Source organism: Vibrio sp. SG41-7, assembly GCF_014164465.1.
GTDB lineage: Bacteria > Pseudomonadota > Gammaproteobacteria > Enterobacterales > Vibrionaceae > Vibrio > Vibrio splendidus.
The window spans coordinates 1-17,839 of record NZ_JACJFF010000099.1 but is presented as its reverse complement, the minus strand read 5'-3'; the positions used below and the strand labels follow the sequence as shown (position 1 = coordinate 17,839).

At 42.5% G+C, this 17,839-nt stretch carries 13 protein-coding genes and 4 pseudogenes; 14 read left to right on the top strand and 3 right to left on the bottom strand.

Annotation, left to right across the window (positions count from 1 at the left end):
• Window positions 1-181 precede the first annotated feature (181 nt).
• Window positions 182-265: pseudogene (locus tag H5300_RS28500) on the bottom strand (transposase); the annotation flags it as partial.
• A gap of 6 nt (window positions 266-271) precedes the next feature.
• Between H5300_RS28500 and H5300_RS20135 the strand changes: the two are divergent.
• Window positions 272-968, top strand: a pseudogene (locus H5300_RS20135) (IS1 family transposase).
• A 161-nt stretch (window positions 969-1,129) separates the two neighbouring features.
• A pseudogene (locus H5300_RS20130) lies at window positions 1,130-1,353 on the top strand (IS630 family transposase); the annotation flags it as partial.
• Between the two features lie 8 nt (window positions 1,354-1,361).
• On the opposite strand, the gene H5300_RS20125 reads toward H5300_RS20130, so the two are convergent.
• The gene (locus H5300_RS20125; protein ID WP_182796707.1) at window positions 1,362-2,258 is read right to left on the bottom strand and encodes a LysR family transcriptional regulator; all 897 of its coding nucleotides are present in this window, start codon (window positions 2,256-2,258) and stop codon (window positions 1,362-1,364) included.
• 211 nt (window positions 2,259-2,469) lie between these two features.
• Here H5300_RS20125 and H5300_RS20120 point away from each other — a divergent pair, with 211 nt between their 5' ends.
• From H5300_RS20120 to H5300_RS20065, 12 genes are all read left to right on the top strand, one after another.
• Window positions 2,470-2,979, top strand: a complete 510-nt coding sequence (locus H5300_RS20120; protein WP_182796706.1) for a YgjV family protein — start codon at window positions 2,470-2,472, stop codon at window positions 2,977-2,979.
• A gap of 79 nt (window positions 2,980-3,058) precedes the next feature.
• Complete coding sequence (gene dctP / locus H5300_RS20115; protein ID WP_182796705.1) at window positions 3,059-4,108, top strand: TRAP transporter substrate-binding protein DctP; 1,050 nt, start codon at window positions 3,059-3,061, stop codon at window positions 4,106-4,108.
• 231 nt (window positions 4,109-4,339) lie between these two features.
• Complete coding sequence (locus H5300_RS20110; protein WP_182796704.1) at window positions 4,340-6,349, top strand: alpha-glucosidase; 2,010 nt, start codon at window positions 4,340-4,342, stop codon at window positions 6,347-6,349.
• Window positions 6,350-6,537: 188 nt separating this feature from the next.
• Window positions 6,538-8,064, top strand: a complete 1,527-nt coding sequence (gene glpK / locus H5300_RS20105) for a glycerol kinase GlpK (RefSeq protein ID WP_182796703.1) — start codon at window positions 6,538-6,540, stop codon at window positions 8,062-8,064.
• 198 nt (window positions 8,065-8,262) lie between these two features.
• A complete protein-coding gene (locus H5300_RS20100; RefSeq protein WP_182796702.1) occupies window positions 8,263-9,048 on the top strand; it encodes a DeoR/GlpR family transcriptional regulator in 786 nt (261 codons plus the stop codon).
• 233 nt (window positions 9,049-9,281) lie between these two features.
• Entirely contained in the window at window positions 9,282-10,871 is a 1,590-nt protein-coding gene (glpD, locus tag H5300_RS20095; RefSeq protein WP_182796701.1) for a glycerol-3-phosphate dehydrogenase, read from the top strand.
• Between the two features lie 159 nt (window positions 10,872-11,030).
• Window positions 11,031-11,642 (top strand): TRAP transporter small permease, encoded by a 612-nt coding sequence (locus tag H5300_RS20090; protein WP_182796700.1) that lies wholly within the window; start codon window positions 11,031-11,033, stop codon window positions 11,640-11,642.
• Window positions 11,643-11,652: 10 nt separating this feature from the next.
• Window positions 11,653-12,942, top strand: coding sequence for a TRAP transporter large permease (locus H5300_RS20085; RefSeq protein WP_182796699.1), 1,290 nt, complete (start codon window positions 11,653-11,655; stop codon window positions 12,940-12,942).
• A gap of 91 nt (window positions 12,943-13,033) precedes the next feature.
• A complete protein-coding gene (locus tag H5300_RS20080; RefSeq protein ID WP_182796698.1) occupies window positions 13,034-13,312 on the top strand; it encodes a glucose PTS transporter subunit EIIB in 279 nt (92 codons plus the stop codon).
• A gap of 116 nt (window positions 13,313-13,428) precedes the next feature.
• The gene (locus tag H5300_RS20075; RefSeq protein WP_182796697.1) at window positions 13,429-14,391 is read left to right on the top strand and encodes an aldo/keto reductase; all 963 of its coding nucleotides are present in this window, start codon (window positions 13,429-13,431) and stop codon (window positions 14,389-14,391) included.
• Window positions 14,392-14,401: 10 nt separating this feature from the next.
• Window positions 14,402-15,376 carry a TauD/TfdA family dioxygenase gene (locus H5300_RS20070; RefSeq protein WP_182796696.1) on the top strand — a complete coding sequence of 325 codons (975 nt, stop codon included), beginning with the start codon at window positions 14,402-14,404 and terminating at the stop codon, window positions 15,374-15,376.
• Window positions 15,377-15,675: 299 nt separating this feature from the next.
• Window positions 15,676-15,945: a hypothetical protein gene (locus H5300_RS20065; protein ID WP_182796695.1), complete on the top strand. Its 270-nt coding sequence runs from the start codon at window positions 15,676-15,678 to the stop codon at window positions 15,943-15,945.
• 170 nt (window positions 15,946-16,115) lie between these two features.
• Here the strand turns inward: H5300_RS20065 and tnpC are convergent.
• A pseudogene (tnpC, locus tag H5300_RS20060) lies at window positions 16,116-17,542 on the bottom strand (IS66 family transposase).
• Between the last annotated feature and the right edge of the window lie 297 nt (window positions 17,543-17,839).

Sequence of the window (17,839 nt, the reverse complement as noted above, 5' to 3'; positions counted from 1 at the left end):
TCAATAAGCACCTTAGCCTCATTCAAATCTGAGACTTCAGGTGGTGCTTCTTGGTATTTAGGTGATTTCTTTCTAGTCATGAAACCATAATGGCTTCCCAGAATGATCACTCAAGACCCACAGTGGGATCAATTGCGTAAGGTCACACTTTTTATGTCAATAGGGCTTGGTGAACACTTACGATTTTTCTTTGAATGACAAAACCTCTAATACATCGCTCAGCTTCATTATTGGTTAAGGGGATTGATGTTTTCTTGAGGAAAACCCGCACATGGCAACTATTCAGGTTAATTGTCGATTTTGCAGTCAGAGCAATGCTGTTCGAAAACATGGTAAAGGGGTTGCTGACTATCAACGCTTTCGATGCCTCGATTGTCAGCGTACTTTTCAAATCGATTATGCTTACGAAGCAAGTAAGCCTGGCGTTAAAGATAAAATTCTTGAAATGGTAATGAATAGCTCTGGTGTTAGAGATACTGGCCGAGTGTTGAAAGTCGCTTACAACGCCGTTTTACGCACTTTAAAAACTCTCACCTAGACAAGTAACGACAATACCTTTTGATATCGCTAACATTGAGTTGACTATGTGAGGTCGATGAACAATGGTCGTTTGTTGGTAATAAGAAAAATCAACGTTGGCTTTGGTATGCTTGGGAGCCTAGGTATAAACGCATCATTGCCCACGCTTTTGGAAAAAGAGACAGCGAGGCATTTAATCAACTACAACGTCTTCTATCGAAGTTTACCATTCCTTTTTATGGTACAGCTGACTACCGCGTTTATTCAGCGAACTTACCGAGAGAAAAACACATCATCGGCAAGCGGTATACACAAAGGATAGAAAGAACAATCTTACCCTGAGAACTCGCTTAAAGAGACTCGTTCGAAAAACTATCGGCTTCTCGAGATCAGAAAAAATGCACGATAAGGTCATCGGCACCTTTATCGAACTAGAGTTTTACTATTAATCAACAGATTGGAGTCATGACCCAGGTTGAGGGAAACGAATAGCGATTTGATATAATTAAAAAAACAAGCACATAGAGTACCGGTTTTATTAATAACTAAAATATACCGTGATCATTGAAGATGCTTGATTTCTCATTAAATCAGGATCATGCTACTCACCATGAAAATTGTACTGACTCCTGAGCAAAAGCAACAACTCCGAACAGATGCACAATACTTGCGTGCTCGTCGAATATACGACCGTATAAAAGCTGTCTTGCTGGCTTCCGAGGGTTGGATCCCGATTATGATCTCTCAAGCTCTTCGTATCCATGAATCTACAGGTGCCGTCATTTTAGGGATTATGTTCTATCTGAAAAACTTAAACCGGAGAATGGCGGGAGCTAGCCCCTCTAACGACATTTTACATTTGCGACAGAATCGCCTTTGTTATCAATGACGGTTTGAATAAACTTTTCACGTACCGGCTCGAAACAGTCTGAGTTCCATAACAAACCTACTGACCATTCGGCGTGTTTGCCTGAGAGTGGGATGAATCTGATCTGTGGCTGACTAATACGAGACACGCTTGCTGGAATGATGGTATATCCTAAGCGTGCAGACACCAAGGCAAGTAGAGTAATGATGTCATCGGTCTCTTCTACAACGGCTGGTCGCTGTTGTACTTCCCATAGGTAAGCTGTGATGTGCTTATCCATTGTTGGGTTCTTACTGCGACTCAACCCTAAATAACAGTGATGGCTGAGTGATGCCCACAAGTTATCTTCATCGATCAGCTCTTTCTCATGAATGGCGATGGCAAGCTGATCTGAGTATAGTGGAATCGCGGTTAATGGAGGTTCCACAGGTAAACGGTCAAATCCCAACTGTAGATTGCCGAGCAAAAGCTCTTCAGCTAGCTTATGTGATGGGTAATCGTTCAGGCAAATATGAACATTAGGATAGTTTTGCTTGAAGCGTGCAATGTAATTCGGCGCCTCATGAAAAGATGAGATGCCAAAACCGATGTTTAGGTGTCCTAATGTACCTTCCGCTACAAAGGTCGAGAGGGTGCAAAAGGATTCAAATCCCTTCTGCAGCCGCTTGGCTTCTGGCAATAAAATTCTACCCATCTGGGTTAACTCTGCTCCATGGCGACCGCGATCAAATAATACCACATTAAGCTGCTCCTCAAGACGTTTGACCTTCTTAGTTAGAGCAGATTGAGTGATATGTAGGTGCTTCGCGGCAACACGAAAATTATTGTCGTCGGCGATTTGGCAAAAAGTGCGAAGTAAATCTATATCCATTCCGTCTTGGAATCAAAAGCTGAATTTGTTTCATTATAATTAATATAGTTTCTTTTTTATAGTCCGTTGTGTGTAAGGAAGTAAACATTGTTCGACATTGATTAGTGATTGATTTTCGTTCTATCAATGCAGAAAATTTCGAGGGTGTTCCTGGATACCTAGGAAAATATGAATCATCAATTGATACTTTAGGCAAGCAGGACTTTTATTAATGAATGAGCTCCTAATTCAAGCTCTTGGATTTGTTGCACTAGGATTTAACCTAATGGCCACATCTACGGTTAACGATAATCGTATGCGTGCATTAATCTGTCTCTCTTGCTTAATTTTCTCTATTCATTTTACTTTACTTGGAGCCTTGGTTGCTGGATTGAATCTATTTGTGAACTCCTTCCGTGCGTTGGTGTCATTGAAATTTAAAGGCCTCAAAGTTTTCGGGATATTCTTTGTCGTACAAATCGTAATCAGCATTTATTTTTATTCGGAGCCTCGTGATCTTCTCCCTGCTATTGCCTCAACCATAAGTTGCTATGCCCTATTCTGTGCTCATGGGATGAGAATGAGAATCGCATTTCTTGTTTGCACACTGATCTGGCTGGTTAATGCATTTGTTGTGGGTTCTTACGGTGGTTTTATTAATGATATCTTTAATTCCATTATCTTATGCATCACCATTTTCCGATTAAAGCGAGAACAAAAATCACAAAGTCAGACTTGTTAACCAAACAATAAGAAACAACATGCTCCTCCCCAATAAAAACATAGGAAGAGTCGAAACTCATAATGCGAAAGGAAATCTCATGAAAAAAACACTACTTGGCTTCGCGGCAGCCTCTCTTTTTACTGCCGGCTCAGTAAGTGCGGCAGAATACAAACTTACAGTCCCTCACGTAACGACAACAGACGGTTACAATCATCAATCTTTATTGGTTTTTAAGAATTTTGTTGAGTCACGTTCAAATGGTCAGATTCAAGTCGACATCTATCCATCTGGCCAACTTTGTGGCACGGCTAAAGAGTGTATCGCGGGTGTACAGGCTGGCATGTTTGACTACTTTCAAACTACGATTCCTGAACTCGGTAACTTTTGGCAGCCAGTAGGAGCCTTCGATTTACCATACATGCTACCAAGTGACCGAGTTGCCGAGTGTGTTTACGACAATCAAGAATTTATTGGTGATGTCCGTGGTGAGCTTTTAAATAAGGCGCCAAATGTTCGTCTGATGGCAGTATCAAACTCTGGTGGTTGGCGTAACATCGCAACGACGAAAAAACAGGTGAAAAAACCTGATGATGTGAAGGGCCTTAAGCTACGAACTGTACCTGCAAAAGTTCAGCAAGATCTAGTGAAAGAGCTTGGTGGTGCACCAACGCCAATCGCATGGCCAGAGGTTTACACGGCACTATCAACAGGTGTAGTTGATGGCACGAAAAACGGAATTGTAGACATCATCATGAACAAGTTTCACGAAAGCTTGGATTACATGATCCTAGATGGCCACGGATATATGGGCGGGGCGTGGGTAATGAATGATAGTAAATTTAAGTCCTTCCCCGACGACCTTAAACAGGTGGTCGTTGATGGTATCGCAGCACAAAGCCAATACCTAAGAGCATACCCGAAACATAAAGAGTTCGGAGCTTACGAAGAGTTTAAGAAAGCAGGCGGTCAGGTTTACAATCCATCAGCCAAAGAGAAAGATGCATTTAAAGCTGCATCAGAGCCTGTGAAAGCCACCTTCCTTAAGACAACAGGTGCAGAAGGTCAGAAGTGGATGGATCGATTCCAGAAAGAAATTAATACCTGTGAAATGCAGTTTAAAGCGGAATACGACATTCAGTTCAAATAATGATTTTCGTATAACTAAATCGTTTAATCTTATTTGATTACCCGCTTATCTCTAATGTGACGATTACCCTGGGTATGCTCAGGGTAATCACCATGAAAACGCTAAAGCGTAGAACCAAATGACAAACATCAACAGGTAACCCCGTAGTTTTCTGTATTCACAGAATCAAACTAGGCGGACCTAATTCTTCTCATTACGTCTCTATTTCCGATAATTTTTGGATTTTTCCCAATGAAATTTGTTCAAACCCTCAATGGCTTCACGATTAGCCATAAAAACAAAACTGTCTTTGAGCACACAGAAGTAAGCCCTGCACTATATCTTGGTATTGGCCAAGGTGTATTCGATATGTATCGTGGTAACTTTGATATATCAGATTATGTATCTGAACGTCTACCTCTGAAAAAATTCAGCATTGAAGAGCGTGCTGATAATCAGGTTGTGATTACTTTTCTTTTTGATGGGGAAGCCGCATTAGAAATGCGCGTTATAGAAACTCAAGAGGCTCGATTAAAAGCAGAATTTAGAGCACTTGATGATAAATACAACCGTTTTTGGATTCGTGTTGCTGCGACAGAGAGCGAAGCTGTATATGGCTGTGGTGAGCAACTAAGTTACCTAAACCTGAGAGGCAAAAACTTCCCGCTCTGGAGCTCAGAGCCGGGCGTTGGCCGTAACAAAAACACCTACACCACATGGCAAGCGGACGTAAAAGATAGAGCGGGGGGCGACTATTACAACACTAACTACCCACAACCAACCTTTATCTCGGACAAAAAGTACTTTTGCCATCTAGAAACTACAGCTTACGCAGACTTTGATTTTAGTCACTCGCAATATCACGAGTTGCAATGCTGGAACATCCCAGAATACCTATTATTTGATTCGGAAGAGTCATTCCCTGCCCTAATGACCAACATCACCGATGTATTTGGTCGTCAGCCAGCTCTGCCCGAGTGGGTTTACAATGGTGTGATTCTTGGCATCCAAGGTGGTACTGAAATCACTGTTGAGAAAGTTGCTGCGGCAAAAGAAGCGGGGGTTGAGATTGCAGGTGTATGGTGTCAGGACTGGCAAGGCATTAAGATGACTTCGTTTGGTAAGCGCTTACAATGGGATTGGAAATGGAATGCTGAGCTCTACCCACAACTTGATACGAAAATACATCAGCTAAAAGAAGAAGGAATTCGATTCCTTGGCTACATCAATCCATACGTGCTTGAAGACTTCCCTTTGTACGAAGAAGCGTTTGAGAAAGGATATTTAGCAACCCAAGACGACGGCTCAAAATACGTTGTCGATTTCGGTGAGTTTTACTGTGGCGTTGTTGATTTCACTAACCCAGACGCATGCGAATGGTACAAAGGTGTGATCCAGAAGAACATGATTGAATTTGGTCTCGATGGTTGGATGGGGGATTTCGGTGAATATTTACCAACAGACTGTTCACTTTTTAACGGTGTAAGCGCAGAGATCGAGCACAATAAATGGCCATGCCGCTGGGCGAAAGTGCAGCATGAAGCGATTGAAGAAGCGGGCAAAACTGATGATATTCTGTTCTTTATGCGAGCTGGTGGTACGGGAATTCAAGGCTACTGTCATGCTTTGTGGGCGGGTGACCAGTCGGTGATTTGGGAGAAAGATGATGGCTTGGCTTCAGTAATACCGGCAGCGCTTTCTGCGGGACTGATGGGTAACGGTATCAGTCACAGTGATATTGGTGGCTACACTACATTGCATGGCAATACTCGCTCAAAAGAGTTGTTCCAGCGTTGGACTGAAATGGCCGCTTTTACCCCGATTATGCGCAGTCATGAGGGTAACCGTCCGGGTGATAACCATCAGTTTGACACCGACCCTGAAACCATTGCGCACCTTGCTCGAATGACTAAGATCTATAAGTGTCTGAAGCCATATATTAAAGCAGCTGTTGAAGAAAACGCTACAAAAGGCATTCCAGTACAGCGTCCATTATTTATGCACTATGACCAAGATTCAGAAGCATATCAAATTCAGTATCAATATTTGTTTGGTCGCGATCTTTTAGTTGCACCTGTTTATAATCAAGGCGAGAGTATTAAAGAGCTGTACCTACCAGAAGATGACTGGGTACACGTGTGGTCTGGCGAAACCTTCACCGGTGGCTGGGTCAATGTGGAGGCGCCAATCGGTCAGCCTCCGGTGTTCTATCGTAAGCAATCGCAATATTCTGCGTTACTAGCCAGTATAAATAATATCTAATAATTAGCCCCTACTTATCTAGGGGGGGTGTAGAAAAGCTAAAGGACTCCCCTGAGAATGACAGGGGGTACGACTGTTAAAACGCTAAAGTGTTGATAGAAAAATAAACAGTTTAGGCATTTATTCACAGACAAAGTCGTTGTTTTCTGTATCCACAGAATAATGAAACAAAAAGGATTATTCTTACCATGACCGAGCAAAAATACATTGTAGCGCTAGACCAAGGTACGACAAGCTCTCGCGCAGTTATCCTCGACCATGATGCGAACATTGTTAGCTCTTCTCAACGAGAGTTTACTCAAATCTATCCAAAAGCAGGCTGGGTAGAGCACGATCCAATGGAGATTTGGGCAACACAAAGCTCAACTCTAGTAGAAGCACTAGCGAAAGCAGGTATCCGCAGTGACGAGCTTGCTGGTATCGGTATCACCAACCAACGTGAAACAACAATAGTTTGGAACAAAGATACGGGCAAACCCGTTTACAACGCAATCGTATGGCAATGTCGTCGTACTGCTGGCCTCTGTGAAGACCTAAAAGCACGTGGCCTAGAAGACTACATACGTGACAATACGGGCCTTGTCCTTGATCCGTACTTCTCTGGCACCAAAGTAAAATGGATTCTAGACAACGTTGAAGGTGCTCGCGAAGACGCTGATGCTGGAAAGCTACTGTTTGGTACAGTTGATACTTGGCTAGTTTGGAAGATGACTCAAGGCCGCGTTCACGTAACGGATTACACCAACGCATCACGTACTATGCTCTTTAACATCAACGACTTATGTTGGGACAGCAAACTACTAAACGAGATGGGTATTCCCGCATCAATGATGCCTGAAGTGAAACGCTCTTCTGAGGTTTACGGTCAAACTAATCTAGGTGGTAAAGGCGGTACTCGTATTCCAATCGCAGGTATCGCAGGTGACCAACAGGCAGCACTTTACGGTCAAATGTGTGTGGAAGCGGGTCAAGCGAAGAACACCTACGGTACAGGTTGCTTTCTTCTCATGAACACGGGGCAAGAGAAAGTCACATCGAAAAATGGCCTACTGACGACACTAGCGTGTGGCCCGAAAGGTGAACCAGCTTACGCGCTGGAAGGTGCTGTGTTCATGGGGGGCGCATCGATTCAATGGCTGCGTGATGAAATGAAGCTGCTAGCTGATGCGAAAGACTCTGAGTACTTTGCAACAAAAGTAGATACATCAAACGGTGTTTACGTTGTTCCTGCATTTACCGGTTTAGGCGCACCATACTGGGATGCTTACGCTCGCGGTACTATTGTTGGTCTAACTCGTGGTGTTAGCTCTAACCACATCATTCGTGCAACACTGGAAGGTATCGCTTACCAAACTCGCGACGTACTAGACGCAATGCAAGCTGACTCAGGCATCAAGCTAGCAAACCTACGAGTTGATGGGGGCGCGGTAGCGAACAACTTCTTAATGCAGTTCCAATCTGACGTTCTAGATACAGAAGTTCACCGCCCTGAAGTCACCGAAGTAACGGCGTTAGGTGCAGCTTACCTTGCAGGTCTTGCGGTTGGTTTCTGGGATAGCATCGATGAGCTTCAAGGTAAAGCTGTTCTTGATCGTACATTCGAGCCTCACCATGACGAAGAAAAACGTAATCGTCGCTACAAAGGTTGGAAGCGTGCAATCAAGTGTGCTCTAGTATGGTCAGAGCTTCAAGATGATGAAGAAAGCGAAGGTTAATTGATTATAAACCGAGAGTGGCTTAACCAAAATCACTAAACGAAACGCCCAAAGAGCACGCTTGTCGTGCTCTTTGGGCGTTTTAGCTCCGATAACTCACGATTAAAACTACTCACATTACGCCAATTCGCGCACAATAGAGTGATTATATTTTCGAAATTAGTTTTGTAGAACAATATCAACATAGGGGAGCAATAAGTGAAGCAGATATCAAGACACCAACAGATTGTCGAGCTGGTGAAAACACAGGGATACGTCAGCACAGACGAACTGGTTGAAAAATTTGATGTAAGTCCGCAAACCATTCGACGCGATCTCAATGAACTCGCAGATAGCAACCAAATCCGCCGTTATCACGGTGGTGCCACTATTCCTCTAAGCTCAGAAAACACCTCTTACAACACGCGTAAGGCGCTCAATTTCAACGAAAAAGACATCATCGCTGACGAAGTGGTCAAATACATTCCTGATGGCTCGACGCTGTTCATCGATATCGGTACTACCCCTGAAGCTATAGCGCGCGCACTCAACAAAAACCACAAGCAACTGAGCGTTGTGACTAATAACATCAATGTGGCGACGATTCTACTGACTAACCCTGAAATCAAGGTGATTCTCGCAGGTGGAGAAGTACGCAATAAAGATGGCGGAATTATGGGCGAAGCGACGCTCGATTTCGTTGAACAATTCCGCTTGGACTTTGGCATCCTAGGTATCAGCGGTATCGACTTCGATGGCTCACTGCTCGATTTTGATTACCACGAAGTGCGAGTGAAACAAGCCATCATTGAGAATAGTCGCAGTATTTTTATTGCTGTTGATCACTCTAAGTTCGGTCGTAACGCGATGGTGAAATTAGGCAATATTAACCAGGCACATATGGTTTTCACCAACCAGCAACCACCGAAAGAGATTCAGAGCATTCTTAAAGGTGCTGATATTACACTGGAAGTGATTGATACCAGAACAGCCCCTTCAGAGTAGATATGGATATAGAAAATTAGCCACTCACGTTCGTTTTCGTTCGATTTTATAAGAAAAAGGGATTTTCATTCAAATGTTGTGTTCTATTGTGTGTTTATTCGATACTGGCTAACGATTTTTATGTTCCAAGTCACGAAGTTGAGTGAAATCGAAAACAAATAGTGACTCTGTGGGGGAGGTGAAGTAAGGTTTGATGAGTTTTTAAATGCTCGTTCGCTCACTGGGGTCAAAATATGAGTGCTCAACAACATAATACAAATAATGGTTCACCCTCCATTTTAGATTTGATCGTTATCGGTGGCGGTATTAATGGCGCTGGTATCGCAGCAGATGCCGCTGGACGCGGCCTAACGGTAGGCTTGTATGAAGCTAATGATTACGCATCAGCAACGTCATCTGCAAGCTCAAAACTTATTCACGGTGGCTTGCGCTACCTAGAACACTACGAATTTCGTTTAGTATCAGAAGCGCTAGCAGAGCGTGAAGTTCTACTAAGAAAAGCGCCACATATCGCACAACCTATGCGTTTTCGTTTACCACATCGCCCGTTCTTGCGCCCTGCGTGGATGATTCGCTGTGGCCTATTCCTTTACGATAATTTGGGTAAACGAACTACACTTCCAGCAAGTAAAACAGTCAACCTAGCGCAATCAGGCTTATTGAAACCAGAGGTGAAAGTCGGTTTCGAATACTCAGACTGTTGGGTTGACGATGCTCGAATGGTACTGCTCAATGTACTGGCAGCAAAAGAAAATGGCGCTGAAACGCGCAACTACTGCCGCGTAGAAGCTGCACGCAGAGAAGGTGGTGTATGGAGCGTAACAATTCGCGATGTGATGACCGGCCAAACATTCGAACGTAAAGCGAAAGCACTAGTGAACGCGACTGGTCCTTGGGTGAAACAGTTCTTTGATGATGGTCTTGAGCAGGAATCACCACGTAATATTCGTCTCATCAAAGGCTCGCACATTGTCGTGCCTCGCATTCATGACGAGCCTCAAGCGTATATTCTTCAAAACAAAGATAATCGTATTGTCTTTATGATCCCTTACCTAGATAAGTTCTCGATTATCGGTACAACAGATGTTGAGCACAAAGGCGATCCTCGCGAAGTAGCGATCTCGGATGATGAAGTGGATTACCTAATCGACATTGTAAATCAGCATTTTGTTCAGCAGATAACCGCTGAAGATGTGGTTTGGACTTACAGCGGCGTGAGACCACTGTGTGATGATGAATCTGACTCTCCACAAGCGATTACTCGTGACTACACTCTTGAGCTGGATGCTGAACTTGAACAAGCACCATTACTGTCTGTATTTGGTGGCAAACTCACCACTTACCGCAAGCTTGGTGAAGCCGCATTGAAGAAACTAGAACCTTTCTTATCGAATATGGGGCCAGCATGGACAGCAACAGATACGCTACCGGGCGGTAACTTTAGCTGCAGCCGTGAACAACTGGCTGAGATGATGAACTCTAAGTACCCTTGGGCTTCAAAAGGTTTACTGCTTCGCTACATCACGCAATTTGGTACGCAGACATGGGATCTGTTAGCCGGAGTGACTTGTGAAGAGGACCTTGGCAAGAAGTTCTCTTCAGAAGCTCACGGTGTTTACCAGCGTGAAATCGACTACCTAATCACTCGAGAAATGTCACAGACTTCAGAAGATATGCTGTGGCGTCGTACCAAACTTGGACTCTACATGAGCCAAGAGGAGCAGGAAATGGTGACGGATTACTTAAATACCATACTTGAGCAGAAAGTTGTGAGTTTCCCTCAAGGTACAACAAGAAATTCATCTGTTTGTTGCAAGCGGTAAGATAGATTCTAAATAACGCAATTGTAACAAAGGCATTACATTTTTTTACGGTGTGAAAGAAATCACGGTTATAAGTACGAGCCTGAGTTATAAATACGCTCCCATTAAAACTATGTGTCGTTTTATAACGATCACAATAATAATTCTTATGGTGATTCTATGTTAAGAGCCATTGAAAAAGCATTGAATACAGTAACAACACCTCTAGCTAAGTTTCTCCGTAATATGGCTGGTTTTTTATTACTATTGATGACAGTGATTGTTATAGCACAAGTTCTGTTTCGTTACGTATTCAACGTTCCGCTCAGTTGGACGGATGAGTTTTCTCGATTTCTCATGATTTATATGACTTATCTGTGTTTACCCTTCGTCTACTTAACCGATAAAAATATTGCGATGACTTTCGTGACAGAAATTGTCGAGAAAAAATCGCCACGTGTTTTCGCTGTATTGTCTCTTTTGGGCCATATCGCAGCGATACTTGTGTTCTCTGTTTGGGTTCGGTTTGGTTGGAATTTCTTCAATACAGGCTCAGTAATGGCTGATAGTTTACCAATCCAAATGTATTTTGTTTACATCGCACCTCCTGTCATGATGATTGTCACTATGTTATATGCTCTACAAAAAAGCGTGGGTTGTGTCCGTGCCATTTTGGGTGACTTTGATGATGTATCTCAGACAGCCAAAACGGCAGAGATGTTGGAGTGTTCTAAAATTGAAATTGATTCCGTTGTTCAAGAAGAGCAGCTTGAATTGAAATCTACGCCATAGGGAGTAGTACATGTTTCCCCCAGTTTTCTTAGTATATTTTCTTGCGTTATTGATTTTAGGTGTACCTGTTCTGTTCACTCTAGGATTATCGCCAATCATTACACTGTTTCAAAATGATCAAATGCTGTTTGCTAATATGCTTTATCAGCGTTTATATTCTGGGCTAGATAGCTTTTTACTTTTAGCCCTACCATTTTTTATGTTAGCTGGTGAATGTATGACCATAGGTGGCATTACGCCACGTATTATCGCTTTCGCACAAACCATGGTTCAGCATTTTCGAGGTGGTTTAGGGCATGTAGTGATTCTCGCTTCAACCATTTTTGGTGCTCTAACGGGTTCAGCGGTAGCAGCAACATCTGCGATTGGCGGAATGCTGATCCCCGAAATGAAAAAATATAATTATGACACGGGTTATGCAGCAGCACTGACTGCGGCAGCTACTGTGTTAGGTAATATTATTCCGCCTTCAGGTATCATGCTCATCTACGCGTTTGTAATGAACACGTCAGTTGCTGCAATGTTTCTAGCCGGTGTCACTCCGGGCATTCTTCTCTGTATTGGCTTGATGTTGATGAATCGCTATCAGATTCGTAAATACCCAGCAGTGCAACCAATGGAGCGAGCACCAGCAATGGAGCGTCACCAAGCGTTTAAGCTTGCGATTCTTCCATTGATGACACCGGTTATTATTTTAGGTGGTATTTATGGCGGCATATTCACACCAACTGAAGCTGCAGCGGTTGCAGTTGCTTATGCTATCTGTGTCTCTCTATTTATTATCCGGGCAACCAACGTAAAAGCCACTTACGCGCTGTTTGCGAAAGTGGCGGTCAATGCAGCATCGATCTTAATAATTGTTGCGGCCGCAAGTGGCTTTGCTTCGATCATCAGCCTATCAGGTGTATCGAACATGGTCGCTGATTTTATGAATGGTATTACGGACAACCCTTACATACTCTTCGCAATTATTAATGTTCTACTGTTCCTTATTGGCATGTTCTTAGATGCAGGCCCTGCAATTCTTATTTTCGCCCCTATATTTGCGCCCATCATGATCAATGCGGGTATTGACCCTGTTCACTTTGGTGTAGTGATGTGTGCAAACCTATCAATCGGTTTAGCAACACCACCAATGGGTTTAGTTCTGTTTGTTGCATCTGGTGTATCAAAAGTTTCAGTTTCTGAAATTTCTAAGAAGATAATCCCATTCCTAATGGTAGAGATGGCTCTTATTTTTGTTATTTCATGCTTTCCTCAATTAGTCATTGGTCTTCCTCGGTTAGTTGGTGTTATGTAATAACCAGTAGTTGGTTAAATTTTTTTAATAAAGAAACATCGAATGAATATATGAAATGTTTCTTTTAAAGATTTTCATTGGTGAGATAAATATGATTAAAGATAAAGGTAACCTGACAGCTAAATCAAATAAGATAATTTTAGGTCTTGGAGGTGTCGATAATATCGTAGAAGGACAAATCGATAATTGCGCTACTCGATTACGTATACAAGTGAAAGACATGGACTCTGTCAATGAAAAGTTATTACGACGACAAGGAGCGCTAGGATTTATTAGACTCCTGGATAATCATATACAAGTTGTATTTTTGAATGTTCATACTATTGCTGATGAAATAAGAAGAATATCAAAACTCCGTCAAAGTACCTAGTCATTGAATGTTAACTAAAAGACAGGCGAAAGTTTAACACTTAAGCTTGAGGTTAATTTAATATTTAAAATAAGCTCAAAATAAAAATAGAGCAACATATCTAAAAAGGAATAATAATGAGCGACAACTATGGAATCCCTAAAGTAGGCTTAGGGTTGTGGAAGATTGAAAAAGATCAATGTGCTGAAACGGTTTATAACGCGATTAAAATTGGTTATCGATTACTTGATAGCGCATGCGATTATGGTAACGAGAAAGAGGTGGGGCTGGGAATTAAGCGCGCTCTTGAAGAGGGTATCGTAAAGCGTCAAGATCTGTGGATAACCTCAAAGCTTTGGAATACTTATCATAAGAAAGAACATGTCCTTCCTGCTTTAAAGCGTACACTTGAAGATCTTGGCATAGATTATTTAGATTCTTATCTTATGCATTTTCCTATTGCACAGCCTTTCGTCCCATTTGAAACTCGTTACCCGCCAGAGTGGATCTTCGATCCTCAAGCAGAGGAGCCGAAGATGAAGACTGAGCCTGTGCCTTTGTTCGAAACTTGGCAAGCAATGGAAGAGTTGGTTGAAGTTGGGCTCGTCAAGAATATTGGTGTATGTAATTATAATTCAGGGTTGCTTAATGACCTTATGGCTTACGCAAATATTAAGCCTAGCGAATTACAAATTGAATCTCACCCATATCTCACTCAAGAGCGTTTGATTAAGCTGGCAAAAAGCTATGGTATTTCTGTAACAACTTTCTCTCCGTTGGGGGCTCTATCGTATTTAGAATTGAATATGGCAGACAAGTTGGAGTCGATTTTAGAGCAAGACGTGATTATCAAAGCAGCGAAAGAACATGGAAAAACACCTGCACAAGTCGCTTTACGTTGGGGAGTTCAGCGTGGTTGTACCATAATTCCAAAGAGTTCAAAAGTAGAGCGTTTGAAAGAGAATATTTCTATTTTTGATTTTGAACTCACGGACCGTGAAATAGAGTCAATTTCAGCTCTAAACATCAACCGTCGCTTTAACGATCCTGGTGATTTTTGCGAAGCAGCATTTAATCACTTCTCACCAATTTACGATTAAGGGACTAGTCATGGCCGAACTAAATAATATTTCAAACGCACTTGAGTTTGATGTAAAAAAATTTCCAACGGTTATCGAGAATGATGCCTCAGTAAAAACATTAGCTGAAGCTAAAGCATGGATAGAGTTAAACCGAGAAGTTCTAGAAAAAGAATTATTGTGTACTGGAGCTATCCTTTTCCGCGGTTTCCCTGTTGTAGATGCAGAAAGTTACGATGCTTTCTTCGCTTCATTTGGATATGAGAATTTTACGTATAAAGAGTCGTTGTCGAATGCTGTTCGTATTAATTTTACGGACCTCGTATTTACGGCTAATGAAGGGCCAAAAGAGGTCGCTATCAATTTGCATAACGAGATGGCACAAACACCTGTTTATCCTAACCGTATTTCACTATTTTGCGAGAGCCCAGCGGAGCACGGTGGTGCGACCGTGTTGTGCCGTTCAGACATGATATATAACGAGCTAATCAAAGTTGAGCCTGAACTAACGAATAAGCTAGAGGAAATTGGAATTAAGTACACAACAACTATGCCTGGTGGTGATTGTGCTGAATCAGCGCAAGGTCGCAGCTGGCTAAGTACCCTTAGCGTAGAAAACGAGCTGCAGGCTGAAGCTAAATTGAAGGAGCTAGGTTACACGTGGAAATGGCAAGACAATGGTGACTTGTTAGTCCAAACGGGTGCTTTAGCAGGGATCAAAACTGTCGCTGATGGTCGTAAAGTATTCTTCAACCAAATTATTGCTGCATTTGAGGGGTGGGAAGGCGTTAAAGAGAACCCTTCAAAAGCATTGTGCTTTGGAGATGATTCTGAAATTCCTAAATCATTTTTAAAGACGATTTCTAAGGTTTCCGAAGAGTTGTCATTTGATCTTAACTGGCAGGCTGGAGATGTAGCGCTAGTTGATAATAACCTTGCAATGCACGGTCGCCGTCCTTTCTCAGGAGATAAGAAACGTAAAGTGATGGTTGTTTTAGGCAAATAACCCTTACGTTTCGGAGATGATATTAATTAAAATCGCATAGGGAGGAACTATGCGATTTTTTATTTAATTCACCTAGATCTCTTGACTTACTATGTCTGAATAGCTCGATGGGGTTTATAGTACAAAGACCTCCAACTACGCTTTCTTCTCAACGACGATGTGATGATGTCGCTTTCACTCTAAGCATCACATTCTACCTTAAACGTAACCAACTCCATTGAGTAACAAAAAAGTTCCTGTACACTATCTGATAAGATAGATATGCCTTACCTACTTCGAACATACAACCTCGGCACATTATGACTTTCAAACTCCTCACATCTATAAAATCCTTCCTCAATGAGATCTTAGACTTTCAATCTCGTATTTGGGTTGTCCATATCGTAGAAGAAGCAATTACAGATCAATCATTTGTCATCAACGAAGACGGTTTTAAGGAGCCTTTAGAGTGGATGAAAAAGCGCGGATATAGTGAGGATATGCTCAAACGTGTCGATAAGATGGGAATATCTCAAGTCATCGAATTACCAATGGGGGAGATTTCATACCGCTTGATGAGGGTAAAATAACCACCTTTGCTGTGAAGGTAAGTAAAGCGTTAGAACTGGATAATGTGTACTCCTTATAGATCGGTGTCTTGGAGGCTTGCTCTAAGTTTTTTACAAATATATCCCCACTCAATAAGGTACACGTTCACCGAGTTATCTTGACTTACCATGCTTGAAGAGAACGGTGTGGTTTATAAGTCAAAGACGTTGGGGTACGCTCTCTTCGCCACAACAGCCGTGATGATCTCACTCAACACTGACATTACCGATAAGCCACGTTTTTTGCAGGTTTCTATGAGGGTATGTATCCTACTGCGGAATTTATCGCCTGCATCCGAGGTCGTTCCGAAGCTGATTTTCCTTTAGATTACAAAACCTCTAATACATCGCTCAGCTTCATTATTGGTTAAGGGGATTGACACTTTCTTGAGGAAAACCCACAAGCTCTCTCTATGTTTGAGCAGTAACTTGCATCGCCCCCGATATCGCTTGACCATGACATCAGTCCCTTTGCTCAACCAATGATCGAACGATTTCTGCAACCTACGCATTCTTCGTAAGTATAGCGCATAATTTAACTCATCTTGTTCATAACGATGCCGAGTATGGAAAATGGCGTTCGTCAGCAAACAAAGATGTCAGCCAATATAAGCGGTGTGGCCACCGCCACTATAATCCGCCATTTGCTGAAGGTTACGCTTCACATGTGCCCAACATAACTGATGACGGTCTGCGGCTATCCAGTTATAGCTAGGGCACTGGTCGCTGACCACAATGCCTGCATAGTCTTCATCAATGACCTTTTTCGCTGATGAGGTCGAGCGCGAATAAAGTATTTGCTCATAGACAAGGTCATCACTTGCCACTAACCAACACCAGCGAAGGCTTTGTTCATCATTTCTGTGATGAGAGGTCTCGTCAGCATGAATCAAAGGCGCTTTCTTTAATGCTTGTTTTATCGCTTGATGTAATGGCGTTAGCATTGAAGCGACTTTCGTTTGAGCTTCGCTGATCGCGCCAACTGAAAAGGTTGTGCCAAGCTGTTCTTTGAGAAGAGATTGGATTTTTCGAACACTGAGGTGATATTGCCCCGCAAGAACCCCAATGTAACTTAATAAGTTCGGCCCTATAATCCCTTGTGATGCATCGTCAGGCTTTTGAGCCTTGACGGCTTCTTTACAGTGCCGACATAGACCTGAAAATAAACGGTATTCGGTGATATCAACAGTGGGTTTCGGGATATCAAAGACTTGGTGTCGGTAGTAACGACCCTTATTAACATCAATGTCAGACTGAGCGCAACAAGGACAAGAATACGGGAAGCAATCAATAATGGTATCCGTGTCTTTTGATGGGGAGAGCTTTCGTTGGTGCCCTGTGTGGTCTTGTTTTGCCCCTTTCGAATTGCGACCACCAGAGCTTTCAGCTTTTTTCGCTCATGGCGATCTTTGGGACTGTCTGATGAAGGCGATTTTGAAGAGTTTTTGGAGCTAGTGGTTAGCTTATCTTCATAATGTCGGATCTGCTCCCACAGCTCATCAATAAGCACCTTAGCCTCATTTAAATCAGAGACTTTAGGTGGCGCGTCTTGGTATTTAGGAGCTTTTTTTCTAGTCATGCAATTATAATGAAGATCTAAAATGTTCACTCAATACCTAAAGTGTGGATCAAGTGCTAGAGGTCACAGTTTTTATGTCAATAGGGTTTGGTGAACACTTACATTCGTTTTCCTCAACCTGAGCTCTCTGCTGCAATACCGTGTGGTAAAATATCTGTAAGTGTTCACCAAGCCCTATTGACAGAAAAAGTGTGACACTCAGCACTTGATCCACTTTTTACTATTGAGTGATCATTCCAGTGCTTCATCCTGTTTGTTATGAGCAGAAAGAAAGCCCCTAAATTTCAAGAGGAACCA